The sequence below is a fragment of the Enterobacter sp. SM3 genome, from assembly GCF_009811935.2.
GTDB lineage: Bacteria > Pseudomonadota > Gammaproteobacteria > Enterobacterales > Enterobacteriaceae > Enterobacter > Enterobacter asburiae_D.
Genome location: NZ_CP099971.1, coordinates 4,586,330 through 4,611,119, shown reverse-complemented (window position 1 = coordinate 4,611,119; position 24,790 = coordinate 4,586,330). Strand labels below are relative to the sequence as shown.

General features: G+C 55.0%; 19 protein-coding genes, 2 tRNA genes and 3 rRNA genes. 21 read left to right on the top strand and 3 right to left on the bottom strand.

Annotated features, from left to right (window positions below; translation table 11 throughout):
• Positions 1–39 precede the first annotated feature (39 nt).
• The 7 genes from ubiE (at position 40) to tatD (ending at position 5,525) form a co-directional block, all read left to right on the top strand.
• Positions 40–795 carry a bifunctional demethylmenaquinone methyltransferase/2-methoxy-6-polyprenyl-1,4-benzoquinol methylase UbiE gene (ubiE, locus tag GVO84_RS21675; protein WP_023309612.1) on the top strand — a complete coding sequence of 252 codons (756 nt, stop codon included), beginning with the start codon at positions 40–42 and terminating at the stop codon, positions 793–795.
• 13 nt (positions 796–808) lie between these two features.
• Positions 809–1,414 carry a ubiquinone biosynthesis protein UbiJ gene (gene ubiJ / locus GVO84_RS21670; RefSeq protein ID WP_032641453.1) on the top strand — a complete coding sequence of 202 codons (606 nt, stop codon included), beginning with the start codon at positions 809–811 and terminating at the stop codon, positions 1,412–1,414.
• Positions 1,411–3,051, top strand: coding sequence for a ubiquinone biosynthesis regulatory protein kinase UbiB (gene ubiB / locus GVO84_RS21665; RefSeq protein ID WP_121930886.1), 1,641 nt, complete (start codon positions 1,411–1,413; stop codon positions 3,049–3,051). Before ubiJ ends, ubiB begins: the two co-directional genes overlap by 4 nt.
• A 76-nt stretch (positions 3,052–3,127) precedes the next feature.
• Positions 3,128–3,382, top strand: coding sequence for a Sec-independent protein translocase subunit TatA (tatA, locus tag GVO84_RS21660; protein WP_047647020.1), 255 nt, complete (start codon positions 3,128–3,130; stop codon positions 3,380–3,382).
• A gap of 3 nt (positions 3,383–3,385) precedes the next feature.
• Complete coding sequence (gene tatB, locus GVO84_RS21655) at positions 3,386–3,928, top strand: Sec-independent protein translocase protein TatB (protein WP_159515105.1); 543 nt, start codon at positions 3,386–3,388, stop codon at positions 3,926–3,928.
• A gap of 2 nt (positions 3,929–3,930) precedes the next feature.
• Positions 3,931–4,701, top strand: a complete 771-nt coding sequence (gene tatC, locus GVO84_RS21650) for a Sec-independent protein translocase subunit TatC (RefSeq protein WP_023309607.1) — start codon at positions 3,931–3,933, stop codon at positions 4,699–4,701.
• Between the two features lie 41 nt (positions 4,702–4,742).
• Positions 4,743–5,525, top strand: coding sequence for a 3'-5' ssDNA/RNA exonuclease TatD (gene tatD, locus GVO84_RS21645; protein ID WP_159515104.1), 783 nt, complete (start codon positions 4,743–4,745; stop codon positions 5,523–5,525).
• Here tatD and rfaH read toward each other — a convergent pair.
• Entirely contained in the window at positions 5,522–6,013 is a 492-nt protein-coding gene (rfaH, locus tag GVO84_RS21640) for a transcription/translation regulatory transformer protein RfaH (protein WP_023309605.1), read from the bottom strand. The two genes, tatD and rfaH, sit on opposite strands and share 4 nt — an antisense overlap.
• A 173-nt stretch (positions 6,014–6,186) precedes the next feature.
• On the opposite strand from rfaH, the gene ubiD reads away from it, so the two are divergent.
• A complete protein-coding gene (ubiD, locus tag GVO84_RS21635; protein WP_162269347.1) occupies positions 6,187–7,677 on the top strand; it encodes a 4-hydroxy-3-polyprenylbenzoate decarboxylase in 1,491 nt (496 codons plus the stop codon).
• 42 nt (positions 7,678–7,719) lie between these two features.
• Complete coding sequence (gene fre / locus GVO84_RS21630; RefSeq protein ID WP_008501516.1) at positions 7,720–8,421, top strand: NAD(P)H-flavin reductase; 702 nt, start codon at positions 7,720–7,722, stop codon at positions 8,419–8,421.
• A gap of 161 nt (positions 8,422–8,582) precedes the next feature.
• Here the strand turns inward: fre and fadA are convergent, their stop codons facing one another.
• Positions 8,583–9,746, bottom strand: coding sequence for an acetyl-CoA C-acyltransferase FadA (gene fadA, locus GVO84_RS21625; protein WP_109846471.1), 1,164 nt, complete (start codon positions 9,744–9,746; stop codon positions 8,583–8,585).
• 9 nt (positions 9,747–9,755) lie between these two features.
• Positions 9,756–11,945: a fatty acid oxidation complex subunit alpha FadB gene (gene fadB / locus GVO84_RS21620; RefSeq protein ID WP_159515103.1), complete on the bottom strand. Its 2,190-nt coding sequence runs from the start codon at positions 11,943–11,945 to the stop codon at positions 9,756–9,758.
• A 190-nt stretch (positions 11,946–12,135) separates the two neighbouring features.
• Here fadB and pepQ point away from each other — a divergent pair, with 190 nt between their 5' ends.
• From pepQ to GVO84_RS21560, 12 genes are all read left to right on the top strand, one after another.
• Positions 12,136–13,467, top strand: coding sequence for a Xaa-Pro dipeptidase (gene pepQ, locus GVO84_RS21615; protein ID WP_159515682.1), 1,332 nt, complete (start codon positions 12,136–12,138; stop codon positions 13,465–13,467).
• Complete coding sequence (locus GVO84_RS21610) at positions 13,467–14,081, top strand: IMPACT family protein (RefSeq protein WP_080330398.1); 615 nt, start codon at positions 13,467–13,469, stop codon at positions 14,079–14,081. The genes pepQ and GVO84_RS21610 overlap by 1 nt, the downstream gene beginning before the upstream one ends.
• Positions 14,082–14,120: 39 nt before the next feature.
• Positions 14,121–15,572 (top strand): Trk system potassium transporter TrkH, encoded by a 1,452-nt coding sequence (trkH, locus tag GVO84_RS21605; RefSeq protein WP_023309600.1) that lies wholly within the window; start codon positions 14,121–14,123, stop codon positions 15,570–15,572.
• Positions 15,573–15,582: 10 nt separating this feature from the next.
• On the top strand, positions 15,583–16,128 hold the full coding sequence (hemG, locus tag GVO84_RS21600; protein WP_063145000.1) for a menaquinone-dependent protoporphyrinogen IX dehydrogenase: 546 nt from the start codon (positions 15,583–15,585) through the stop codon (positions 16,126–16,128).
• A gap of 377 nt (positions 16,129–16,505) precedes the next feature.
• A 16S ribosomal RNA gene (locus GVO84_RS21595) occupies positions 16,506–18,045 on the top strand.
• A gap of 69 nt (positions 18,046–18,114) precedes the next feature.
• Positions 18,115–18,191: transfer RNA gene (locus tag GVO84_RS21590), tRNA-Ile, on the top strand.
• 108 nt (positions 18,192–18,299) lie between these two features.
• Positions 18,300–18,375 (top strand) — tRNA-Ala (locus GVO84_RS21585).
• Between the two features lie 181 nt (positions 18,376–18,556).
• Positions 18,557–21,461: ribosomal RNA gene (locus GVO84_RS21580) — 23S ribosomal RNA — on the top strand.
• Positions 21,462–21,531: 70 nt separating this feature from the next.
• Positions 21,532–21,647: ribosomal RNA gene (gene rrf, locus GVO84_RS21575) — 5S ribosomal RNA — on the top strand.
• The 16S, 23S and 5S rRNA genes sit together here with 2 tRNA genes alongside, the layout of an rRNA operon.
• A gap of 124 nt (positions 21,648–21,771) precedes the next feature.
• Positions 21,772–22,800, top strand: a complete 1,029-nt coding sequence (gene murB, locus GVO84_RS21570) for a UDP-N-acetylmuramate dehydrogenase (protein ID WP_159515102.1) — start codon at positions 21,772–21,774, stop codon at positions 22,798–22,800.
• Positions 22,797–23,759 carry a bifunctional biotin--[acetyl-CoA-carboxylase] ligase/biotin operon repressor BirA gene (birA, locus tag GVO84_RS21565; protein ID WP_159515101.1) on the top strand — a complete coding sequence of 321 codons (963 nt, stop codon included), beginning with the start codon at positions 22,797–22,799 and terminating at the stop codon, positions 23,757–23,759. The genes murB and birA overlap by 4 nt, the downstream gene beginning before the upstream one ends.
• A 16-nt stretch (positions 23,760–23,775) precedes the next feature.
• Entirely contained in the window at positions 23,776–24,768 is a 993-nt protein-coding gene (locus tag GVO84_RS21560; protein ID WP_159515100.1) for a glycosyl hydrolase family 8, read from the top strand.
• Positions 24,769–24,790 lie beyond the last annotated feature (22 nt).

Genomic DNA, 24,790 nt, shown 5'->3' with positions numbered 1-24,790 from the left:
TACACTTCACGAACATTTTACTGATAAGCAGGCTCTAAGATGGCTGACGATTCACAAGACACAACGCACTTTGGCTTTCAGACCGTCGCCAAAGCGCAGAAAGCTGACATGGTGGCCCACGTATTTCATTCCGTGGCGGCGAAGTACGATGTGATGAATGACCTGATGTCGTTCGGCATTCATCGCTTGTGGAAGCGCTTCACCATTGACTGTAGCGGCGTTCGTCGTGGACAAACGGTGCTGGATTTAGCCGGCGGCACGGGCGATTTAACGGCGAAATTCTCCCGTCTGGTGGGCGAAACCGGTCGCGTTGTTCTTGCCGATATTAATGACTCCATGCTGAAAATGGGGCGCGAAAAGCTGCGTAACATCGGCGTGGTGGGGAATGTGGAATATGTGCAGGCAAACGCCGAAGCGCTGCCATTCCCGGATAATACCTTTGACTGCATCACGATCTCTTTCGGTCTGCGTAACGTGACCGATAAAGAAAAAGCGCTGCGCTCCATGTACCGCGTGCTGAAGCCGGGTGGACGTCTGCTGGTGCTCGAGTTCTCTAAACCGATCATTGAGCCGCTGAGCAAAGCCTACGACGCCTATTCCTTCCACGTGCTGCCGCGTATTGGCGAGCTGGTGGCTAATGACGCTGAAAGCTACCGCTATCTGGCGGAATCTATCCGTATGCACCCGGATCAGGACACATTAAAAGCCATGATGCAGGATGCAGAATTTGAGAACGTTGAATATTTCAACCTGACGGCGGGCGTCGTCGCGCTGCATCGCGGTTACAAATTCTGAGTGGAGGTGTCCCGTGCCCTTTAAACCCTTAGTCTCCGCAGGCGTCGAGAATGTACTGAACGCTTTTCTGTATCGTGCTCCGGCGCTGAAAGCTGCACGTCAGCGGCTAAACGGGAAGGTATTACGCATTGTTTTAAAAGAGTTCTCGACGCCGCTTGTGCTGGTATTCAGCGAACGTCAGCTTGACGTTCTGGGGGCGTGGGAAGGTGAAGCCGACTGCTCGGTCATCACGCACATGAGCGTGCTGCCAAAACTGCGCGATCGCCAGCAATTAACGGCGCTTATCCGCAGCGGTGAGCTGGAAGTGGAAGGCGACATTCAGGTCGTGCAGAACTTCGTTGCGCTCACCGATCTGGCGGAGTTCGATCCGGCAGAGCTGCTCGCGCCTTTTATCGGCGACATCGCCGCCGAAGGCATCGGGAAAGTCCTTCATGGTGGTGCCTCCTTTGCGCGTAAAAGCCTTCAGCGCCAGCAACGCTATGCGGCGGAAGTGCTGACTGAGGAGTGGCGAATGGCGCCCGGGCCACTGGAAGTTGCGTGGTTTGCGGAAGAGACCGCTGCTGTTGAACGTGCGGTTGATGCGTTAACCAAACGGCTGGAAAAACTGGAGGGCAAATGACGCCTGGTGAAATTCGGCGCCTCTATTTTATTATTCGCACCTTTTTGAGCTACGGGCTCGACGAGCTTATCCCCAAAATGCGTATCACGCTGCCGCTTCGTATCTGGCGGCGGATGCTGTTCTGGATGCCCAATCGCCATAAAGGTCAACCGCTGGGTGAGCGTCTGCGCCTGGCGCTGCAGGAGCTCGGTCCGGTTTGGATTAAATTCGGACAGATGCTGTCGACCCGCCGCGATCTCTTCCCGCCTCTCATTGCCGATGAGCTCGCGATGCTGCAGGATCGCGTCGCACCGTTTGACGGCGCGCGCGCGAAAAAGCAGATTGAAGAGGCGATGGGGAATGTACCCGTCGAGACCTGGTTCGACGATTTCGACATTAAGCCACTGGCGTCGGCCTCAATCGCGCAGGTGCACACCGCGCGTTTGAAAGAAAACGGCAAAGAAGTCGTTATTAAGGTCATTCGACCGGACATCCTGCCCATCATCAAAGCGGACATGAAGCTGATTTATCGTCTGGCGCGCTGGGTACCACGCTTGCTGCCGGACGGGCGTCGCCTTCGTCCAATGGAAGTGGTGCGGGAATATGAAAAAACGCTGATTGATGAGCTTAATCTGCTGCGCGAATCGGCAAACGCCATTCAGCTGCGTCGCAACTTTGAAAACAGCCCGATGCTCTATGTACCTGAAGTCTATTCTGACTACTGCAGCCAGGACATGATGGTGATGGAGCGTATCTACGGTATTCCGGTTTCGGATGTGGTGGCCCTGGAGAAACAGGGAACGAACATGAAGCTCCTGGCCGAACGTGGCGTACAGGTCTTCTTTACCCAGGTATTCCGCGACAGCTTTTTCCATGCGGACATGCACCCGGGCAATATCTTCGTGAGCTACGAACACCCTGAGGATCCGAAGTATATCGGGATCGACTGCGGGATTGTGGGGTCGCTGAACAAAGAAGATAAACGGTATCTGGCAGAAAATTTCATCGCGTTCTTCAACCGCGACTACCGTAAAGTGGCCGAGCTGCACGTTGATTCCGGCTGGGTGCCGCCGGATACCAACGTCGAAGAGTTCGAGTTCGCGATCCGGACAGTTTGTGAACCGATTTTTGAAAAACCGCTGGCGGAAATCTCCTTCGGGCACGTACTGTTAAACCTGTTTAATACGGCTCGCCGCTTTAATATGGAAGTTCAGCCACAGCTAGTTTTACTTCAGAAAACATTACTTTACGTTGAGGGTGTAGGCCGACAGCTCTATCCTCAGTTAGACTTGTGGAAGACCGCGAAACCTTTCCTTGAATCCTGGATTAAGGATCAGGTTGGCATTCCGGCGCTGGTGCGCTCGCTGAAAGAGAAAGGTCCGTTCTGGATAGAAAAAATGCCTGAAATTCCTGAACTGGTTTATGACAGTTTGCGTCAGAGCAAGAACCTTCAGCACAGCATGGATAAAATCGCCCGCGAGCTTCAGTCCAGCCGTGTTCGCCAGGGACAGTCACGCTATCTCTTTGGGATTGGCGCAACGCTGCTGCTGAGCGGCACGCTGCTGCTGATCAACCGTCCGGACTGGCAGATGATGCCCGCCTGGCTGATGGCTGGCGGGGTGGTAGTCTGGCTGGCAGGCTGGCGAAAAACGCGCTGAGCGTGCGTCGCTATCGACGGGTCGCATACGTATAATGCGACCTGACTCATTAATCATCTATCCCTGAGGAACATGTATGGGTGGAATCAGTATCTGGCAATTAGTCATTATTGCCGTCATCGTCGTGCTGCTGTTTGGCACCAAAAAGCTCGGTTCTATTGGTTCCGATCTGGGCGCGTCTATCAAAGGCTTCAAGAAAGCGATGAGCGATGATGAGAACAAGCAGGATAAAACCAGCCAGGACGCTGACTTTACTGCTAAATCCATCGCCGACAAGCAAGAAGAAGCCAAAAAGGAAGACGCTAAACGCCACGATAAAGAGCAGGTGTAAGTCGTGTTCGACATTGGTTTTAGTGAGCTCCTGCTGGTCTTTGTGATTGGCCTGATTGTGCTGGGGCCGCAGCGTCTGCCGGTGGCAGTGAAAACCGTTGCGGGCTGGGTTCGTGCGCTGAGATCGCTGGCATCGACCGTTCAGAATGAACTGGCGCAGGAGCTTAAGCTGCAGGAATTTCAGGAAAGCCTGAAAAAGGTCGAGAAGGCGAGCATGGATAACCTGACGCCGGAGCTGAAAGCGTCCATGGATGAGCTGCGCGAAGCGGCGGAATCGATGAAGCGCTCCTATAGCGTTAACGATCCTGAAAAAGCGAGCGATGAAGCGAACACCATCCATAACCCGGTGGTGAAGGGCAGCGAGGAGCAGCGCGAGGGCATAACGCCTGCCAGCGCTGAACATCAGGCTGCCGCGCCAGAGCAGACGCCGCAGGAAACCGAAGTGAAAAAACAGGCGCAGCCGGAAAAGCCGGTAGCAAAAACGGCGGAAGTGAAGCCCGCTGCGTCCGTTTCCGAACCCTCCCCCTCGTCGAGTGATAAAGCGTAAACATGGCAGTAGATGATACTCAACCGCTGATTACGCACCTCATTGAGCTGCGTAAGCGCCTGTTAAACTGCATTATTGCGGTTTTACTCATATTCCTGTGCCTGGTCTATTTTGCCAACGATATCTATCAGGTGGTCTCTGCGCCGCTGATCAAGCAGATGCCGCTGGGCGCAACGATGATTGCAACAGACGTTGCTTCTCCGTTCTTTACTCCCATCAAGCTGACCTTCTGGGTGTCGTTGATTGCCTCTGCACCGGTCATTCTTTACCAGGTGTGGGCGTTTGTGGCGCCAGCGTTGTATAAGCATGAACGCAAGCTGGTGATCCCGCTGCTGGTGTCCAGCTCGCTGCTGTTCTATATCGGCATGGCGTTTGCCTATTTCGTTGTCTTCCCGCTGGCCTTCGGCTTTCTGACGCATACCGCGCCGGAAGGGGTCCAAGTGTCGACGGATATCGCCAGCTACCTCAGCTTTGTGATGGCGCTGTTTATGGCATTTGGCGTGGCATTCGAAGTGCCGGTGGCCATTGTGCTGCTTTGCTGGGTAGGGGTAACCACCCCGGATGACCTGCGTAAGAAGCGTCCGTATATCCTGGTGGGCGCCTTTGTTGTCGGCATGCTGCTGACGCCGCCGGATGTATTCTCGCAGACGCTGCTGGCCATACCGATGTACTGTCTGTTTGAGGTCGGCGTATTCTTCTCGCGTTTCTACGTGGGTAAAGGACGTCGAGCGGATGACGAAGACGATACGTCCGACAAGACCACTGAAGAGTAAAACCAGCCGCCCGTCAGGGCGGTTGTTATATGGGGATTTGCATGTTTGATATCGGACTCAATCTGACCAGCTCGCAGTTTGCGAAAGATCGTGATGAGGTGGTTGCGCGCGCGTTTGCCGCCGGGGTGAAAGGGCTGCTGCTGACAGGCACCAACCTGCATGAGAGCGAGCAGGCGCAGCAGCTGGCACAACGCTACGATCGCTGTTGGTCTACTGCTGGCGTGCATCCTCACGACAGCAGCCAGTGGACCGCGGAGAGTGGCGACACCCTGTACAGGCTGGCGAAGACGTCAGACGTTGTGGCGATCGGCGAATGCGGTCTCGATTTCAACCGTAACTTTTCCACGCCTGAAGAGCAGGAAAAGGCGTTCACTGCCCAGCTTGCGCTGGCAGCAGAGCTTGGAATGCCCGTATTTATGCACTGCCGCGACGCGCATGAGCGTTTCCTGGCCCTTCTGGATCCGTGGCTGGAGAAACTGCCCGGCGCGGTACTGCACTGCTTCACCGGTTCACGGCACGAAGCGCTGGATTGCCTGAATCGAGGGCTTTATCTGGGCATTACCGGCTGGGTTTGCGATGAACGTCGCGGGCTTGAACTTCGGGATCTGTTGCCGGCGATCCCGGCTGACCGGCTGCTCCTTGAAACCGATGCGCCTTATCTGTTACCGCGCGATATGAAGCCCAAACCGGCATCGCGGCGAAATGAGCCCGCGTATCTGGGGCACATTGTTGAGAGCGTTGCGAAGTGGCGCGGAGAGGATCCGCACTGGCTTTCGACGCAGACGGATGACAACGTGCGTAATTTGTTTGGAATAAACGTTTAAAGCTTGCGGAAGTCGGTGTTTTTAACGCTCTGCAGCACCTGCTTGTTCAGCAGATTGAGCAACAGCATAGAGCGCGCTTCCCCGTCCGGCTCGGCAAAAATCGCCTGCAGGCCTTCGAAAGCGCCTTCGGTAATCACGACGCTATCGCCGGTGTAAGGAGTTTCGGGGTCGGTGATCCCTTCAGGCTGTTGATAAATCGACAGCTGATGAATGACCGTCGACGGAACCGTTGCCGGGTGGGCGCCAAAACGAACGAAGTGGCTGACGCCACGCGTTGCGCTGATGGTGGTGGTGTGGATGACTTCCGGGTCGAACTCCACGAACAGGTAGTTCGGGAACAACGGCTCACTGACGGTTGTGCGCTTCCCGCGCTGCATTTTTTCAAGCGTGATCACGGGTGTCAGGCAATTTACAGACTGACGTTCAAGATGTTCCTGCGCGCGCTGAAGTTGCCCGCGTTTGCAATACAGTAAATACCAGGCCTGCATAATCACTCTTTCCCTTAGTTCGGGGCGCAAGCATATCAAAACCCTGGCGGGATCGCTAAGTTGATTATAATGGGGGAAAATGGAACAGAACGCATAAGTTCACGCTTATTTAACAAAATTACAGCATCAAGCAGGCTTACGCCGTATAATGAAGCGCTTACAGAGAGGCCATGATTAACTGCATGAAATACCACGATCTCCGCGACTTCCTGACGCTGCTGGAAAAGCAGGGTGAACTCAAACGTATTACACTTCCTGTTGATCCTTATCTGGAGATGACAGAAATTGCTGACCGCACCCTGCGTGCCGGTGGCCCCGCATTACTGTTTGAAAATCCGAAAGGTTACTCAATGCCGGTGCTGTGCAACCTGTTTGGTACACCGCGTCGTGTTGCATTGGGGATGGGGCAGGAAGACGTCACGGCGCTGCGTGAAGTCGGTAAACTGCTGGCGTTTCTGAAAGAGCCGGAGCCACCGAAAGGCTTCCGCGATCTGTTCGACAAACTGCCGCAGTTTAAGCAGGTGCTGAACATGCCCACCAAGCGCCTGCGCGGCGCGCCGTGCCAGCAGAAAGTGCTGGAAGGCGATGCGGTTGATCTGACTAAAATCCCTATCATGCAGTGCTGGCCTGAAGATGCCGCTCCGCTGATCACCTGGGGGCTGACCGTTACGCGCGGCCCGCACAAAGAGCGGCAAAACCTCGGTATTTACCGCCAGCAGTTGATTGGCAAGAATAAACTCATCATGCGCTGGCTGTCGCATCGCGGCGGCGCGCTGGATTTCCAGGAGTGGTGCGCCGCGCATCCGGGGGAACGTTTCCCGGTGTCTGTCGCCTTAGGCGCCGATCCGGCCACCATTCTGGGAGCCGTCACCCCCGTGCCGGATACCCTTTCTGAATATGCGTTTGCAGGCCTGCTGCGCGGAACGAAAACCGAAGTCGTGAAGTGTATTTCTAACGATCTCGAAGTTCCGGCCAGTGCAGAAATCGTGCTGGAAGGTTACCTTGAGCAGGGTGAAATGGCGCCAGAAGGCCCTTACGGCGACCACACCGGCTATTACAACGAAGTGGACAACTTCCCGGTGTTCACCGTGACGCACATTACGCAGCGTGAAGATGCGATTTATCACTCCACGTATACCGGACGTCCACCGGACGAACCGGCGGTGCTGGGCGTGGCGCTGAACGAAGTGTTTGTGCCAATCCTGCAAAAGCAGTTCCCGGAAATTGTTGATTTTTATCTGCCGCCTGAAGGATGCTCGTATCGCATGGCGGTGGTCACGATGAAGAAGCAGTATCCTGGTCATGCTAAACGCGTGATGATGGGCGTATGGTCTTTCCTGCGCCAGTTTATGTATACCAAATTTGTTATTGTCTGCGATGATGACGTTAACGCCCGCGACTGGAATGACGTAATCTGGGCCATTACCACGCGAATGGACCCGGCGCGCGATACGGTGTTAGTCGAAAACACGCCGATAGATTACCTGGATTTTGCCTCGCCGGTTTCCGGTCTTGGCTCAAAGATGGGACTGGATGCCACAAATAAATGGCCTGGCGAAACCGACCGTGAATGGGGTCGCCCGATCAAAAAAGATCCTGCAGTGACCGCGCGAATTGACGCGATCTGGGACGAACTGGCCATAATGAATAACGGTAAACCCTGAGCTGACCGTTAAGCCCTATAGACTTCCCGACAGAGAGAGCGAATGACAACCTTAAGCTGTAAAGTGACCTCGGTAGATGCCATCACCGACACCGTATATCGCGTCCGTTTAGTGCCAGAAGCGCCATTCTCTTTCCGCGCGGGTCAGTACCTGATGGTTGTGATGGATGAGCGTGATAAGCGTCCTTTCTCTATGGCCTCAACGCCAGCGGAGCAGGAATTTATTGAGCTTCATATTGGTGCGTCAGAGCTTAACCTGTATGCGATGGCGGTGATGGATCGGATCCTGAAGGAACGTGAAATCGTGGTGGATATTCCGCACGGTGATGCGTGGCTGCGCGATGACGAAGACCGTCCGCTAATCCTGATCGCTGGCGGTACGGGCTTCTCTTATGTGCGCTCTATTCTGTTGACCGCACTGGCGCGTAACCCGGACCGCGACATCACCATTTACTGGGGTGGCCGCGAAGAGAAACATCTGTACGACCTGTCTGAGCTGGAAGCGCTGAGCGTAACCCATCCTAACCTGCGCATTGAGCCGGTGGTTGAGCAGCCGGAAGAGGGTTGGCGTGGTCGCAGTGGGACGGTGCTGACGGCGGTGCTGCAGGATCATGGCACGCTGGCAGGGCACGATATCTATATCGCTGGCCGTTTTGAGATGGCGAAAATTGCCCGTGACCTGTTCTGTAACGAACGTGACGCGCGTGAAGACCGCCTGTTTGGCGATGCGTTTGCCTTCATTTAAATAAAAAACCCGCCCCTGACAGGCGGGAAGAACGGCAACTAAACTGTCTCTCTTCGCCAATGACGCCACTGGCGGCGAGGTACCTCTCGTAGGCCGGGAAAGCGCAGCGCCTCCCGGCAAAAGCCCGATGGCGCGATGCTTATCGGGCCTACGTTATAGCCTTACACTCTCTCAAACACCGTCGCGATACCCTGACCCAGCCCGATACACATCGTTGCCAGACCAAACTGGGCATCTTTGCGTTCCATCAGGTTGATAAGCGTCGTGCTGATACGCGCTCCGGAGCAGCCCAGCGGGTGACCGAGGGCGATCGCGCCGCCGTTGAGGTTAATCTTCTCGTCGATCTGCTCCATCAGCCCCAGATCTTTAATGCACGGCAGGATCTGCGCGGCGAAGGCTTCGTTCATTTCGAACAGGTCGATGTCGCCGGCGGTTAATCCCGCTTTTTTCAGCGCCAGCTTCGAGGCCGGAACCGGGCCGTAGCCCATGATTGAAGGATCGCAGCCCACGACCGCCATCGAACGTACCCGAGCGCGAGGGGTTAAGCCCAGCTCGCGGGCACGGCTTTCGCTCATCACCAGCATCGCGGCGGCACCGTCTGACAGCGCCGACGAAGTACCTGCCGTTACCGTACCGGTGACCGGATCAAACGCAGGGCGCAGAGTAGAAAGCGCTTCTACGGTGGTTTCCGGGCGGATGACTTCGTCGTAGCTGAACTGCTTCAGTACGCCGTCTGCGTCGTGACCGCCGGTCGGGATGATCTCATTCTTAAAGGCGCCGGACTGCGTCGCCGCCCATGCGCGAGCGTGAGAGCGCGCGGCAAAGGCATCCTGCATTTCACGGCTGATGCCGTGCAGGCGAGAGAGCATCTCGGCGGTCAGACCCATCATCCCCGCGGCTTTCGCCACGTTACGGCTCATGCCCGGGTGGAAATCGACCCCGTGGCTCATCGGCACGTGGCCCATGTGCTCAACGCCGCCCACCAGGCAGGCCTGCGCATCACCGGTCATGATCATACGCGCCGCATCGTGCAGCGCCTGCATTGACGAACCGCACAGGCGGTTCACGGTGACGGCCGGAACCGAATGCGGGATCTCCGCCAGCAGCGACGCGTTACGGGCGATGTTGAAACCTTGCTCCAGGGTCTGCTGCACGCAGCCCCAGTAGATATCGTCCAGCGCAGCAGGATCCAGCGCCGGGTTACGCGCCAGCAGGCTACGCATCAGATGCGCGGAGAGATCTTCTGCACGCACGTTACGGAATGCACCGCCTTTTGAACGGCCCATCGGGGTGCGAATCGCATCAACAATGACAACCTTTTCCATTGTGACTCCTTAAGCCGTTTTCAGCTCGCCAACCGGACGGGCTGGCTCAACTGCTGGATAGTAGGGTTCGTTATGGCGCGCTTTGTTGCGCAGCCCTTCCGGCACCTCATAAAGCGGGCCGAGGTGCTGATACTGCTGAGCCATATCGAGATAGCGGGCGCTGCCGAGCGTGTCCAGCCAGCGGAACGCGCCGCCGTGGAACGGAGGGAAGCCCAGGCCGTATACCAGCGCCATATCGGCTTCTGCCGGGCTGGCGATGATGCCTTCTTCCAGGCAACGCACCACTTCGTTGACCATCGGGATCATCATCCGGGCGATGATTTCATCGTCGGAGAAGTCGCGTTTTGGCTGACTGACTTCAGCCAGCAGGCCATCCACCGCGGCATCTTCTTCTTTCTTCGGTTTGCCTTTGCTGTCTTCTTTATAGCGCCAGAAGCCCAGGCCGTTTTTCTGGCCGAAGCGGTTGGCGTCAAACAGTGCGTCAATGGCGTCGCGATAATCTTTCTGCATACGCTGCGGGAAGCCTGCCGCCATCACCGCCTGGGCGTGGTGGGCGGTATCAATGCCGACCACGTCCAGCAGATACGCCGGGCCCATCGGCCAGCCGAACTGTTTTTCCATCACTTTGTCGATTTTGCGGAAGTCCGCGCCGTCGCGCAGCAGCTGGCTGAAACCGGCGAAGTAAGGGAACAGCACGCGGTTGACGAAGAAGCCCGGGCAGTCGTTAACAACGATCGGCGTTTTGCCCATCTTGCTTGCCCATGCCACCACTTTAGCAATGGTTTCGTCAGAGGTTTTTTCCCCACGGATCACTTCGACCAGCGGCATACGGTGTACCGGGTTGAAGAAGTGCATCCCGCAGAAGTTTTCCGGACGCTTCAGGACGCTCGCCAGTTCGCTGATGGGAATGGTGGAGGTGTTAGAGGCCAGTACGGTCTCAGGACGAACCTTGTCTTCCGTTTCCGCCAGCACCGCTTTTTTGACTTTCGGATTCTCGACGACGGCTTCGACCACCACGTCGACACGGTCGAAACCGCTGTATTCCAGCACGGGCTGAATGGTGGAGATCACGCCTGCAAGCTTCAGCCCGTCAATTTTTCCGCGTTCCAGCTGTTTATTCAGCAGCTTGGCCGCTTCGGTCATGCCCAGCGTCAGGGATTTCTCGCTGATGTCTTTCATCACTACCGGCACGCCTTTCCAGGCCGACTGGTAAGCAATGCCGCCACCCATAATGCCGGCGCCGAGTACCGCCGCGTGTTTTGGCGCTTCGACGTTTTTAGTCAGCTGTTTGGCTTTGCCTTTAACGAACTGATCGTTGAGGAAGATACCGACCAGCGCGCGGGCTTCATTGGTGTGCGCCAGCGGAACAAAGCTCTGATTTTCGAGCTTCAGCGCCTCGTCGCGACCGAGGCGGGCAGCCGCTTCAATGGTTTTCACCGCCGTGATCGGCGCCGGGTAGTGTTTACCCGCCGTCTGCATGACCATGCCTTTGGCGATGGTGAAGCTCATGGTGGCTTCAATTTTGCTGAGTTTTAACGGCTCCAGCTTCGGCTGGCGTTTGGCTTTCCAGTCGAGATCGCCGTTGATGGCCTGACGCAGAATGGCGAGTGCGCCTTCAACCAGTTTCTCTGGCTTCACGACGCCGTCGACCAGGCCGATTTTCTGCGCCTGTTCGGCGCCGACGTCTTTACCTGCAGCAATGATCTCAAGGGCGCTGTCGGCACCCAGCATGCGCGGCATACGCACGGAGCCGCCAAAGCCCGGCATGATGCCCAGTTTGGTTTCCGGCAGGCCGATGCGCAGGTCCGGCGTCGCCAGACGGTAGTCGGTCGCGAGTACGCATTCGCAGCCGCCGCCCAGCGCATAGCCGTTAACGGCGGAAATGGTCGGGACAGGCAGATCTTCCAGACGATTAAAGACGCTGTTGGCAAAGTGCAGCCACTGGCTCAGCTGTTCTTCTGGGACCAGGAACAGCGAAAGGAACTCGGTGATATCGGCACCGACAATAAAGGCCGCTTTGTTCGAACGCAGCAGCAGCCCTTTTAATTCAGGTTGTTTTTCAAGAACATCCAGCGCCTGGCCAAGACTGGCCACCGTCGCGGTATCAAGCTTGTTCACTGAGCCGGGGGCATCGAACACCAGTTCGGCAATGCCATCTTCCAGCCAGTTGAGGTACAGGGTATCGCCTTTGTAGAGCATGTCAGTCTCCTGAATCCAGCAATTGGATCTGGTCATACCAGATGAATCGGAGTGTGGGATTTATGTTAATAAAATGCAAATTACTCATTAAGAAAATGCTGCATTGATCACGGTCGGTGGAAATCACGCAGTCGGAGTGAGGTGTGCTAAGATGCGTTGACTTGAGGTCAAAAAAACGAAAGGAAGAATGATGGACTCACTGGCTTCGCTTTATAAAAATCATATCGTTACCCTACAGGAACGTACCCGCGATGTACTGGCCCGCTTTAAGCTGGATGCACTGCTGATCCACTCCGGCGAGCTGATGAATACCTTTCTGGATGACCACGCGTATCCGTTTAAGGTGAACCCGCAGTTTAAAGCCTGGGTGCCGGTAACTCAGGTACCAAATTGCTGGCTGCTGGTGGACGGCGTGAACAAGCCGAAACTGTGGTTCTACCTGCCGGTCGATTACTGGCACAACGTAGAGCCGCTGCCGACCTCTTTCTGGACGGAAGAGATTGACGTGATTGCGCTGTCGAAAGCGGACGGCATTGGCAGCCAGCTGCCTGCGGCGCGTGGCAACATCGGCTACATTGGCCCTGTTCCAGAGCGCGCTCTGGGTCTGGATATTCCGGCAGACAAACTCAATCCGAAAGGGGTGCTGGATTACCTGCACTATTACCGCGCGTATAAAACCGACTACGAACTTTACTGCATGCGTGAAGCGCAAAAAACGGCGGTGAACGGTCACCGTGCGGCGCATGAAGCGTTCCAGTCCGGCATGAGCGAGTTCGATATCAACCAGGCGTACCTGACCGCCACCGGTCATCGCGATACCGACGTGCCGTACAGCAACATTGTCGCGCTGAACGAGCACGCGTCTGTGCTTCACTACACCAAACTGGATCACCATGTTCCGTCGGAAATGCGCAGCTTCCTGCTGGACGCAGGGGCAGAGTATAACGGCTACGCGGCCGACCTGACCCGTACCTGGGCGGCGAATGCGGATACCGATTTCGCGCAGCTCATTAAAGACGTGAACGATGAACAGCTGGCGCTGATTGGCACCATGAAAGCCGGAACCAGCTATGTGGATTACCACATCCAGTTCCATCAGCGCATCGCAAAACTGCTGCGTAAGCATCAGATTGTGAAAGACATGAGCGAAGAGGCGATGGTCGAGAACGATCTGACCGGGCCATTCATGCCGCACGGTATCGGTCACCCGCTGGGCCTGCAGGTTCACGACGTTGCGGGCTTTATGCAGGATGATACCGGTACGCACCTGGCGGCACCGTCTAAATATCCTTACCTGCGCTGCACCCGTATTCTGGAGCCGCGTATGGTGCTGACGATTGAACCGGGGATCTACTTTATCGAATCCCTGCTGGCGCCGTGGCGTGAAGGCCAGTTCAGCAAACACTTCAACTGGGAAAAAATTGACGCGCTGAAGCCGTTTGGCGGTATTCGCATCGAAGATAACGTTGTGGTCCACGAAAACGGTATCGAGAACATGACGCGAGACCTGAAGCTGGCCTGATGGAAAGCTGGCTGATACCGGCTGAACCGGTCTCCTTTGTTGAGGAAATCAAGAAAAGCCGCTTTATTACGCTGCTGGCGCATACCGACGGCGTAGAGGCGGCAAAGGCGTTTGTCGAGTCCGTCCGGGCGGAGCATCCTGACGCACGTCACCACTGTGTGGCGTGGGTAGCAGGGCCGCCAGACGATTCGCAACAGCTGGGGTTTTCCGACGACGGTGAACCGGCGGGTACGGCCGGTAAACCTATGCTTTCGCAGCTGATGGGCAGCGGCGTGGGTGAAATTACCGCCGTGGTGGTGCGCTACTACGGTGGTATTTTGTTAGGCACGGGTGGGCTGGTTAAAGCGTACGGCGGTGGGGTTCAGCAGGCATTGAATATGCTCATAACCACCCGCAAAACGCCGCTCACCGAATATACTTTACTGTGCGATTACGCCCAGTTATCCGGCATCGAGGCGCTGCTGAGGCAGTTTAACGGCGTCATCGCGCACAGTGAATATCAGGCAATGGTGCAATTACGCGTGGCGCTTCCTCAGGCGGAACTGGCTGCTTTTTCAGCAAAACTGGCTGATTTTAGTCGTGGTTCGTTGCAATTGCTGCCGATTGAAGAATAATCCCCACCTCACTTTTGAATACCAAAGGAAGCGGCAGAGATGCATTTTCGTGCCATAACCCGAATCGTTGGACTGCTGGTCATACTCTTTTCCGGGACGATGATTCTCCCTGGACTGGTGGCGCTTATCTACCGGGACGGCGCGGGGCGGGCATTTACCCAGACCTTCTTTGTCGCGCTGGCGATTGGCTCGCTGCTGTGGTGGCCAAACCGTCGTCAGAAAGGTGAGCTGAAATCTCGCGAAGGCTTTTTGATTGTGGTCCTGTTCTGGACGGTGCTGGGGAGCGTCGGTTCGCTGCCCTTCATCTTCTCTGAACAGCCTAACCTGAGCATCACGGATGCCTTTTTTGAATCGTTCTCCGGTTTAACGACCACCGGGGCGACGACGCTGGTGGGGCTGGATTCACTTCCGCACGCCATTCTCTTTTATCGCCAGATGCTGCAGTGGTTCGGGGGGATGGGGATCATCGTCCTGGCGGTGGCTATTCTGCCGATTTTAGGCGTTGGTGGGATGCAGCTCTATCGCGCCGAAATGCCCGGACCGCTGAAAGATAACAAGATGCGCCCGCGTATTGCCGAGACGGCGAAAACTCTCTGGCTTATCTATGTTTTGCTGACGGTGGCCTGTGCGCTGGCGCTTTGGTTCGCCGGGATGCCCGCTTTCGACGCCATCGGACACAGCTTCGCGACGATCGCGATCGGCGGGTTCTCCACTCACGATGCCAGCGTCGGCTACTTCGACAGCCCAACGATAAATACCATCATTGCTATTTTCCTGCTGATCTCTGGCTGTAACTACGGTCTGCACTTCTCTTTACTGAGCGGGCGCAGCCTGAAGGTGTACTGGCGTGACCCAGAGTTCCGCATGTTTATTGGCGTCCAGCTTACGCTGGTGATCATCTGTACCCTGGTGCTGTGGTTCCATGATGTCTACAACTCCGCGCTGACTACGCTAAATCAGGCGTTCTTCCAGGTGGTATCGATGGCGACGACCGCCGGGTTTACCACGGACAGCATCGCGCGCTGGCCGCTGTTCCTGCCGGTGCTGCTTTTATGCTCTGCATTTATCGGGGGCTGTGCGGGGTCTACGGGCGGTGGTCTGAAGGTGATTCGTATTCTGCTGCTGTTTAAGCAGGGGAACCGCGAGCTGAAGCGTCTGGTCCACCCGAACGCGGTCTACAGTATTAAACTGGGAAACCGCGCGCTGCCGGAACGTATCCTCGAAGCGGTGTGGGGGTTCTTCTCGGCATATGCGCTGGTCTTTATCGTCAGCATGCTGGCGATTATCGCGACGGGGGTGGATGATTTCTCCGCCTTTGCGTCCGTCGTCGCAACATTGAACAACCTCGGGCCTGGCCTGGGCGTTGTGGCGGATAACTTTGCCAGTATGAACCCGGTCGCGAAATGGATCCTCATTGCCAATATGCTGTTTGGTCGTCTTGAGGTCTTTACGCTGCTGGTGCTGTTCACCCCTACATTCTGGCGCGAGTAAGGAGCCGTTGATGAAAACACTGATTCTTTTCTCTACGCGAGACGGGCAAACGCGTGAGATTGCCGCGTATCTGGCATCGGAATTAAAAGAGCTGGGTATTTACTCGGATGTGGTGAACCTGAACCGCGCGGAGCAGATAACCTGGCAGGATTACGATCGCGTGGTAATTGGCGCGTCAATTCGTTACGGGCATTTCCATCCGGCGCTGGATCGCTTTGTGAAAAAGCACACGGCGGTACTCAACAAATTGCCCGGTGCATTTTACTCGGTCAACCTGGTCGCACGTAAAGCCGAGAAGCGTACGCCGCAGACCAACAGCTACACGCGCAAGTTTTTGCTTGGCTCGCCGTGGCAGCCAGACCTGTGCGCCGTCTTTGCCGGCGCGCTGCGCTATCCTCGCTACCGCTGGTATGACCGCTTTATGATCCGCCTGATTATGAAGATGACCGGGGGTGAAACCGATACGCGTAAAGAAGTGGTTTATACCGACTGGTCGCAGGTGGCCAGTTTTGCGCGGGAAATCGCACATTTAACGGGCGATTCGCGACTTAAATAAGCGTTAAGTTTGAAAAGTGAGCGAACGAAAAGTTTTTTGTATTTTGTGCTTGTCACTTCAGAATAACTCCCTATAATGCGCCTCCACTGACACGGAACAACGGCTTACAGGCCACCGGGTTAGCGGGGTTCAGAGATGAACGCCAGCAGGGAAAAGCGAAAATAAACGCTTGACTCTGAAGCGGGAAAGCGTAATATGCACACCCCGCGCCGCTGCGAAAAGCGAAGCGGCACTGCTCTTTAACAACTTATCAGACAATCTGTGTGGGCACTCAAAGTGACATGGATTCTTAATGTCTTCGGACAATAAATGAATACCAAGTCTCTGAGTGAACATACGTAATTCATTACGAAGTTTAATTCACGAGCATCAAACTTAAATTGAAGAGTTTGATCATGGCTCAGATTGAACGCTGGCGGCAGGCCTAACACATGCAAGTCGAGCGGTAACACAGGGAGCTTGCTCCTGGGTGACGAGCGGCGGACGGGTGAGTAATGTCTGGGAAACTGCCTGATGGAGGGGGATAACTACTGGAAACGGTAGCTAATACCGCATAACGTCGCAAGACCAAAGAGGGGGACCTTCGGGCCTCTTGCCATCAGATGTGCCCAGATGGGATTAGCTAGTAGGTGGGGTAACGGCTCACCTAGGCGACGATCCCTAGCTGGTCTGAGAGGATGACCAGCCACACTGGAACTGAGACACGGTCCAGACTCCTACGGGAGGCAGCAGTGGGGAATATTGCACAATGGGCGCAAGCCTGATGCAGCCATGCCGCGTGTATGAAGAAGGCCTTCGGGTTGTAAAGTACTTTCAGCGGGGAGGAAGGTGTTGAGGTTAATAACCTCAGCAATTGACGTTACCCGCAGAAGAAGCACCGGCTAACTCCGTGCCAGCAGCCGCGGTAATACGGAGGGTGCAAGCGTTAATCGGAATTACTGGGCGTAAAGCGCACGCAGGCGGTCTGTCAAGTCGGATGTGAAATCCCCGGGCTCAACCTGGGAACTGCATTCGAAACTGGCAGGCTAGAGTCTTGTAGAGGGGGGTAGAATTCCAGGTGTAGCGGTGAAATGCGTAGAGATCTGGAGGAATACCGGTGGCGAAGGCGGCCCCCTGGACAAAGACTGACGCTCAGGTGCGAAAGCGTGGGGAGCAAACAGGATTAGATACCCTGGTAGTCCACGCCGTAAACGATGTCGACTTGGAGGTTGTTCCCTTGAGGAGTGGCTTCCGGAGCTAACGCGTTAAGTCGACCGCCTGGGGAGTACGGCCGCAAGGTTAAAACTCAAATGAATTGACGGGGGCCCGCACAAGCGGTGGAGCATGTGGTTTAATTCGATGCAACGCGAAGAACCTTACCTACTCTTGACATCCAGAGAACTTAGCAGAGATGCTTTGGTGCCTTCGGGAACTCTGAGACAGGTGCTGCATGGCTGTCGTCAGCTCGTGTTGTGAAATGTTGGGTTAAGTCCCGCAACGAGCGCAACCCTTATCCTTTGTTGCCAGCGGTCCGGCCGGGAACTCAAAGGAGACTGCCAGTGATAAACTGGAGGAAGGTGGGGATGACGTCAAGTCATCATGGCCCTTACGAGTAGGGCTACACACGTGCTACAATGGCGCATACAAAGAGAAGCGACCTCGCGAGAGCAAGCGGACCTCATAAAGTGCGTCGTAGTCCGGATTGGAGTCTGCAACTCGACTCCATGAAGTCGGAATCGCTAGTAATCGTAGATCAGAATGCTACGGTGAATACGTTCCCGGGCCTTGTACACACCGCCCGTCACACCATGGGAGTGGGTTGCAAAAGAAGTAGGTAGCTTAACCTTCGGGAGGGCGCTTACCACTTTGTGATTCATGACTGGGGTGAAGTCGTAACAAGGTAACCGTAGGGGAACCTGCGGTTGGATCACCTCCTTACCTTAAAGAACCTGCCTTTGCAGTGCTCACACAGATTGTCTGATGAAAAACAGCAGTAAAAATCTCTGCAGGCTTGTAGCTCAGGTGGTTAGAGCGCACCCCTGATAAGGGTGAGGTCGGTGGTTCAAGTCCACTCAGGCCTACCAAATTTTTGCTGATGCTGCGTTGCGGCGACACTCACATACTTCAGTATGCTTCGTGTCACCACGCCTTGCCTCAACAAAAATTACCGGTACAGAGGTTGGCAAAACGATGGGGCTATAGCTCAGCTGGGAGAGCGCCTGCTTTGCACGCAGGAGGTCTGCGGTTCGATCCCGCATAGCTCCACCATCTTTTACTGCGAACACAAGAAAACTTCAGAGTGAACCTGAAAAGGTGCACTGCGAAGTTTTGCTCTTTAAAAATCTGGATCAAGCTGAAAATTGAAACGACACATCTTTAATGGTGTGTTCGAGTCTCTCAAATTTTCGCAATTTGATGATGAATCGAAAGAAACATCTTCGGGTTGTGAGGTTAAGCGACTAAGCGTACACGGTGGATGCCCTGGCAGTCAGAGGCGATGAAGGACGTGCTAATCTGCGAAAAGCGCCGGCGAGGTGATATGAACCTTTGACCCGGCGATGTCCGAATGGGGAAACCCAGTGTGTTCCGACACACTATCGTTAACTGAATACATAGGTTAACGAGGCGAACCGGGGGAACTGAAACATCTAAGTACCCCGAGGAAAAGAAATCAACCGAGATTCCCCCAGTAGCGGCGAGCGAACGGGGAGCAGCCCAGAGTCTGAATCAGCTTGTGTGTTAGTGGAAGCGTCTGGAAAGTCGCACGGTACAGGGTGACAGTCCCGTACACGAAAATGCACAGGTTGTGAACTCGAAGAGTAGGGCGGGACACGTGGTATCCTGTCTGAATATGGGGGGACCATCCTCCAAGGCTAAATACTCCTGACTGACCGATAGTGAACCAGTACCGTGAGGGAAAGGCGAAAAGAACCCCGGCGAGGGGAGTGAAAAAGAACCTGAAACCGTGTACGTACAAGCAGTGGGAGCACCTTCGTGGTGTGACTGCGTACCTTTTGTATAATGGGTCAGCGACTTATATTCTGTAGCAAGGTTAACCGTATAGGGGAGCCGAAGGGAAACCGAGTCTTAACTGGGCGTTAAGTTGCAGGGTATAGACCCGAAACCCGGTGATCTAGCCATGGGCAGGTTGAAGGTTGGGTAACACTAACTGGAGGACCGAACCGACTAATGTTGAAAAATTAGCGGATGACTTGTGGCTGGGGGTGAAAGGCCAATCAAACCGGGAGATAGCTGGTTCTCCCCGAAAGCTATTTAGGTAGCGCCTCGTGAACTCATCTTCGGGGGTAGAGCACTGTTTCGGCTAGGGGGCCATCCCGGCTTACCAACCCGATGCAAACTACGAATACCGAAGAATGTTATCACGGGAGACACACGGCGGGTGCTAACGTCCGTCGTGAAGAGGGAAACAACCCAGACCGCCAGCTAAGGTCCCAAAGTCATGGTTAAGTGGGAAACGATGTGGGAAGGCACAGACAGCCAGGATGTTGGCTTAGAAGCAGCCATCATTTAAAGAAAGCGTAATAGCTCACTGGTCGAGTCGGCCTGCGCGGAAGATGTAACGGGGCTAAACCATGCACCGAAGCTGCGGCAGCGACACTATGTGTTGTTGGGTAGGGGAGCGTTCTGTAAGCCGTTGAAGGTGTGCTGTGAGGCATGCTGGAGGTATCAGAAGTGCGAATGCTGACATAAGTAACGATAATGCGGGTGAAAAGCCCGCACGCCGGAAGACCAAGGGTTCCTGTCCAACGTTAATCGGGGCAGGGTGAGTCGACCCCTAAGGCGAGGCCGAAAGGCGTAGTCGATGGGAAACAGGTTAATATTCCTGTACTTGGTGTTACTGCGAAGGGGGGACGGAGAAGGCTATGTTAGCCGGGCGACGGTTGTCCCGGTTTAAGCATGTAGGCGGAACGATTAGGTAAATCCGGTCGTTTATTAACGCTGAGGTGTGATGACGAGGCACTACGGTGCTGAAGTAACAAATGCCCTGCTTCCAGGAAAAGCCTCTAAGCATCAGGTAACATCAAATCGTACCCCAAACCGACACAGGTGGTCAGGTAGAGAATACCAAGGCGCTTGAGAGAACTCGGGTGAAGGAACTAGGCAAAATGGTGCCGTAACTTCGGGAGAAGGCACGCTGATATGTAGGTGAAGCCCCTGCGGGTGGAGCTGAAATCAGTCGAAGATACCAGCTGGCTGCAACTGTTTATTAAAAACACAGCACTGTGCAAACACGAAAGTGGACGTATACGGTGTGACGCCTGCCCGGTGCCGGAAGGTTAATTGATGGGGTTAGCGGTAACGCGAAGCTCTTGATCGAAGCCCCGGTAAACGGCGGCCGTAACTATAACGGTCCTAAGGTAGCGAAATTCCTTGTCGGGTAAGTTCCGACCTGCACGAATGGCGTAATGATGGCCAGGCTGTCTCCACCCGAGACTCAGTGAAATTGAACTCGCTGTGAAGATGCAGTGTACCCGCGGCAAGACGGAAAGACCCCGTGAACCTTTACTATAGCTTGACACTGAACACTGGTCCTTGATGTGTAGGATAGGTGGGAGGCTTTGAAGCGTGGACGCCAGTCTGCGTGGAGCCAACCTTGAAATACCACCCTTTAATGGCTGGTGTTCTAACGTAGACCCGTAATCCGGGTTGCGGACAGTGTCTGGTGGGTAGTTTGACTGGGGCGGTCTCCTCCCAAAGAGTAACGGAGGAGCACGAAGGTTAGCTAATCCTGGTCGGACATCAGGAGGTTAGTGCAATGGCATAAGCTAGCTTGACTGCGAGAGTGACGGCTCGAGCAGGTGCGAAAGCAGGTCATAGTGATCCGGTGGTTCTGAATGGAAGGGCCATCGCTCAACGGATAAAAGGTACTCCGGGGATAACAGGCTGATACCGCCCAAGAGTTCATATCGACGGCGGTGTTTGGCACCTCGATGTCGGCTCATCACATCCTGGGGCTGAAGTAGGTCCCAAGGGTATGGCTGTTCGCCATTTAAAGTGGTACGCGAGCTGGGTTTAGAACGTCGTGAGACAGTTCGGTCCCTATCTGCCGTGGGCGCTGGAGAATTGAGGGGGGCTGCTCCTAGTACGAGAGGACCGGAGTGGACGCATCACTGGTGTTCGGGTTGTCATGCCAATGGCATTGCCCGGTAGCTAAATGCGGAAAAGATAAGTGCTGAAAGCATCTAAGCACGAAACTTGCCCCGAGATGAGTTCTCCCTGACTCCTTGAGAGTCCTGAAGGAACGTTGAAGACTACGACGTTGATAGGTCGGGTGTGTAAGCGCAGCGATGCGTTGAGCTAACCGATACTAATGAACCGTGAGGCTTAACCTTACAACGCCGAAGCTGTTTCGGCGAAGAGACGACGCATTCAACTCAGCTTGATACAGATTAACAGAATTTGCCTGGCGGCTTTAGCGCGGTGGTCCCACCTGACCCCATGCCGAACTCAGAAGTGAAACGCCGTAGCGCCGATGGTAGTGTGGGGTCTCCCCATGTGAGAGTAGGGAACTGCCAGGCATCAATTAAGTGAAGAGGCCATCCGTAAGGATGGCCTTTTTGCGTTTATACGCTGCACAAACTAATCCCCCAACGCCCTGCTTATACGGTAAACTACCTGCGTTTTTGCATCAGGATAGCGTCTATGAACCACTCCCTTAAGCCCTGGAATACCTTTGGCATTCAACGCAATGCTAATCAAATTGTACGTGCCGATACTGCACAGCAACTGCTGGATGCATGGCAAAACGCGACAGAAAATAATGAACCCGTACTGATTCTGGGCGAAGGAAGTAATGTCCTGTTTCTCGATGATTTTGCGGGAACGGTGATCGTTAACCGCATCATGGGAATTGATGTGGAAGAGCGTGCCGACAGCTGGCACGTGCACGTGGGTGCCGGAGAAAACTGGCATCATCTGGTGCAATTTACCCTCGAAAAAGGGATGCCGGGTCTGGAAAACCTTGCGCTTATTCCAGGCTGCGCCGGATCGTCACCTATTCAAAACATCGGCGCCTACGGCATCGAACTGAAACATGTCTGTGAATATGTCGACTGCATCGAACTGGCGACCGGAACGGCTAAGCGTTTAACGGCAGAACAGTGCCGATTTGGCTATCGTGACAGTATCTTCAAACATGAATATCAGGACCGCTACGTGATTGTCGCCGTCGGTCTGCGCCTGTCGAAGAACTGGCAGCCGGTGCTGACCTACGGGGATTTAACGCGTCTCGATCCGGCGACCGTTACCGCCCGCGACGTCTTTGACTCGGTTTGCCATATGCGGATGACCAAACTTCCCGATCCAAAAGTAAACGGAAACGCTGGCAGTTTCTTTAAAAACCCGGTTATCAGCAGCGAAATTGCAAAAGCCTTTCTTGAAGGGTGGCCAGCAGCGCCACATTACCCTCAGGCAGATGGCAGCGTGAAGCTGGCCGCGGGGTGGCTCATCGATCAATGCCAGCTAAAAGGCACTTCAGTAGGCGGTGCCGCCGTTCACCAACAGCAGGCCCTGGTACTGATTAATCAACGCGATGCGACCAGCGATGATGTTATACAGCTGGCTCATTATGTTCGTCAGCGTGTGGGCGAAAAGTTTAACGTCTGGCTGGAGCCAGAAGTTCGCTTCATTGGCCGCACAGGTGAAGTCAATGCCGTGGAGGCCATCGCGTGAAAGACAATACTATCCCCTTAACCCTGATTAGCATCCTTGCTGACGGTGAGTTTCATTCTGGCGAGCAGCTGGGTGAACAGCTTGGCATGAGCCGTGCCGCCATTAACAAGCATATCCAGACGCTTCGCGACTGGGGTGTTGATGTGTTCACGGTTCCCGGAAAAGGCTACAGCCTGCCGGAGCCGATTCAATTGCTGAATGAGGAAACGATCCGCAGCCAAATTGGACACGGAAATGTTGCGGTGCTGCCGGTGATTGATTCGACGAACCAGTATCTACTGGATCGTCTGCCTGAGCTAAAATCAGGCGATGCCTGCGTTGCTGAATATCAACAGGCTGGTCGCGGCCGTCGCGGTCGCAAATGGTTTTCGCCATTTGGCGCTAACCTCTATCTGTCCATGTACTGGCGACTCGATCAGGGCCCGGCCGCTGCCATTGGCCTGAGTCTGGTCATCGGCATCGTCATGGCGGAAGTGCTGCACGATCTGGGAGCGGATAAGGTACGCGTTAAATGGCCTAATGACCTGTACCTCAACGATCGTAAACTTGCGGGTATTCTGGTCGAACTGACGGGAAAAACGGGCGATGCGGCGCAAATCGTCATTGGCGCAGGCCTCAATATGGTGATGCGCAATGTACAAAATGATGTGGTGAATCAGGCCTGGACTAACCTCCAGGAGGCGGGGATCGTCATCGATCGTAATACCCTTTCCGTACGTATGATTAAAGAGTTGCGCAGCTCACTTACGCTTTTTGAACAGGAAGGGCTGGCACCGTTCCTGTCTCGTTGGGAAAAGCTGGATAACTTCATCAACCGCCCGGTGAAATTGCTGATTGGTGATAAAGAGATCTACGGGACTTCCCGCGGTATTGACGCACAGGGCGCGCTGCTCCTGGAACAGGACGGCGTGATAAAACCCTGGATGGGCGGTGAGATTTCACTGCGAAGTGCCGAATAACCGGATTGAGTTAATTATGCGAAAACCCGTCTGCGCGACGCTGGCCGTCATGATGAGTCTGCTGTTCTCGCCTCTCTCTCATGCGGATCGGGCCTGGGAGAGCTACAAGGCCCGCTTTTTCAAACCGGAAGGCCGCATTGTCGATACCGGCAATGGCGGCGTGTCGCATACGGAAGGTCAGGGTTTTGCCATGCTGATGGCGGTGGCCAACGACGATAAAGCTACGTTCGATAAGCTCTGGCAATGGACAGACAGTCAGCTCAAGAACAAAGAGAATGGTTTATTCTACTGGCGCTATAACCCCGCAGAATCCAACCCGATCGCCGACAAAAACAACGCTGCAGACGGGGATGTGCTGATTGCCTGGGCGTTGCTCAAAGCCGACGCCCGCTGGCACGACAAGCGCTACAGCGCCGCATCGGATGCCATTACAAAAGCACTGATTGACCACAGCGTGATCCGCTATGCGGGTTATCGCGTGATGCTGCCCGGCGTCCAGGGATTTAAGCTTGAGGGTGAAGTGGTCCTTAATCCTTCCTATTTCGTGTTTCCGGCCTGGCAGGCCTTCGCCGGACGCAGTCATTTGCCGGTCTGGCGCGATTTGATTAAGGATGGGAAACGTCTGCTGGGGAAAATGGGCTCGGGAAAAGCGAATCTGCCCACTGACTGGGTTTCACTGGCATCTGGTGGCAAGCTGGCTCCTGCTAAAGGCTGGCCGCCGCGAATGAGCTATGACGCGATTCGTATTCCGCTGTACCTTACCTGGTCTGATAAGCAAAGCCCGCTACTGACGCCGTGGAAGGCCTGGTTCGGTCAGTTCCCCCGGGAACAAACTCCCGCCTGGGTTAACGTCACGACCAACGAATATGCGCCCTACATGATGGAAGGCGGCCTGTTGGCCGTGCGTGATTTAACGATGGGACAGCCTTCCGGAGAACCCGAAATCACCTCTAAAGACGACTACTATTCGGCAAGTCTGAAAATGCTGGTGTGGATTTCAGCGCAATAATAACGCACTGACTATCCCCTCT

What these genes read in the sequence shown, in the direction of transcription:
- ubiE (WP_023309612.1), top strand. Translation starts at nt 40, where the DNA reads ATGGCTGACGATTCACAAGACACAACGCACTTTGGCTTTCAGACCGTC.
- ubiB (WP_121930886.1), top strand. Translation starts at nt 1,411, where the DNA reads ATGACGCCTGGTGAAATTCGGCGCCTCTATTTTATTATTCGCACCTTT.
- tatA (WP_047647020.1), top strand. Translation starts at nt 3,128, where the DNA reads ATGGGTGGAATCAGTATCTGGCAATTAGTCATTATTGCCGTCATCGTC.
- tatC (WP_023309607.1), top strand. Translation starts at nt 3,931, where the DNA reads ATGGCAGTAGATGATACTCAACCGCTGATTACGCACCTCATTGAGCTG.
- tatD (WP_159515104.1), top strand. Translation starts at nt 4,743, where the DNA reads ATGTTTGATATCGGACTCAATCTGACCAGCTCGCAGTTTGCGAAAGAT.
- rfaH (WP_023309605.1), bottom strand. Translation starts at nt 6,013, where the DNA reads ATGCAGGCCTGGTATTTACTGTATTGCAAACGCGGGCAACTTCAGCGC.
- fre (WP_008501516.1), top strand. Translation starts at nt 7,720, where the DNA reads ATGACAACCTTAAGCTGTAAAGTGACCTCGGTAGATGCCATCACCGAC.
- fadA (WP_109846471.1), bottom strand. Translation starts at nt 9,746, where the DNA reads ATGGAAAAGGTTGTCATTGTTGATGCGATTCGCACCCCGATGGGCCGT.
- fadB (WP_159515103.1), bottom strand. Translation starts at nt 11,945, where the DNA reads ATGCTCTACAAAGGCGATACCCTGTACCTCAACTGGCTGGAAGATGGC.
- pepQ (WP_159515682.1), top strand. Translation starts at nt 12,136, where the DNA reads ATGGACTCACTGGCTTCGCTTTATAAAAATCATATCGTTACCCTACAG.
- GVO84_RS21610 (WP_080330398.1), top strand. Translation starts at nt 13,467, where the DNA reads ATGGAAAGCTGGCTGATACCGGCTGAACCGGTCTCCTTTGTTGAGGAA.
- trkH (WP_023309600.1), top strand. Translation starts at nt 14,121, where the DNA reads ATGCATTTTCGTGCCATAACCCGAATCGTTGGACTGCTGGTCATACTC.
- hemG (WP_063145000.1), top strand. Translation starts at nt 15,583, where the DNA reads ATGAAAACACTGATTCTTTTCTCTACGCGAGACGGGCAAACGCGTGAG.
- murB (WP_159515102.1), top strand. Translation starts at nt 21,772, where the DNA reads ATGAACCACTCCCTTAAGCCCTGGAATACCTTTGGCATTCAACGCAAT.
- GVO84_RS21560 (WP_159515100.1), top strand. Translation starts at nt 23,776, where the DNA reads ATGCGAAAACCCGTCTGCGCGACGCTGGCCGTCATGATGAGTCTGCTG.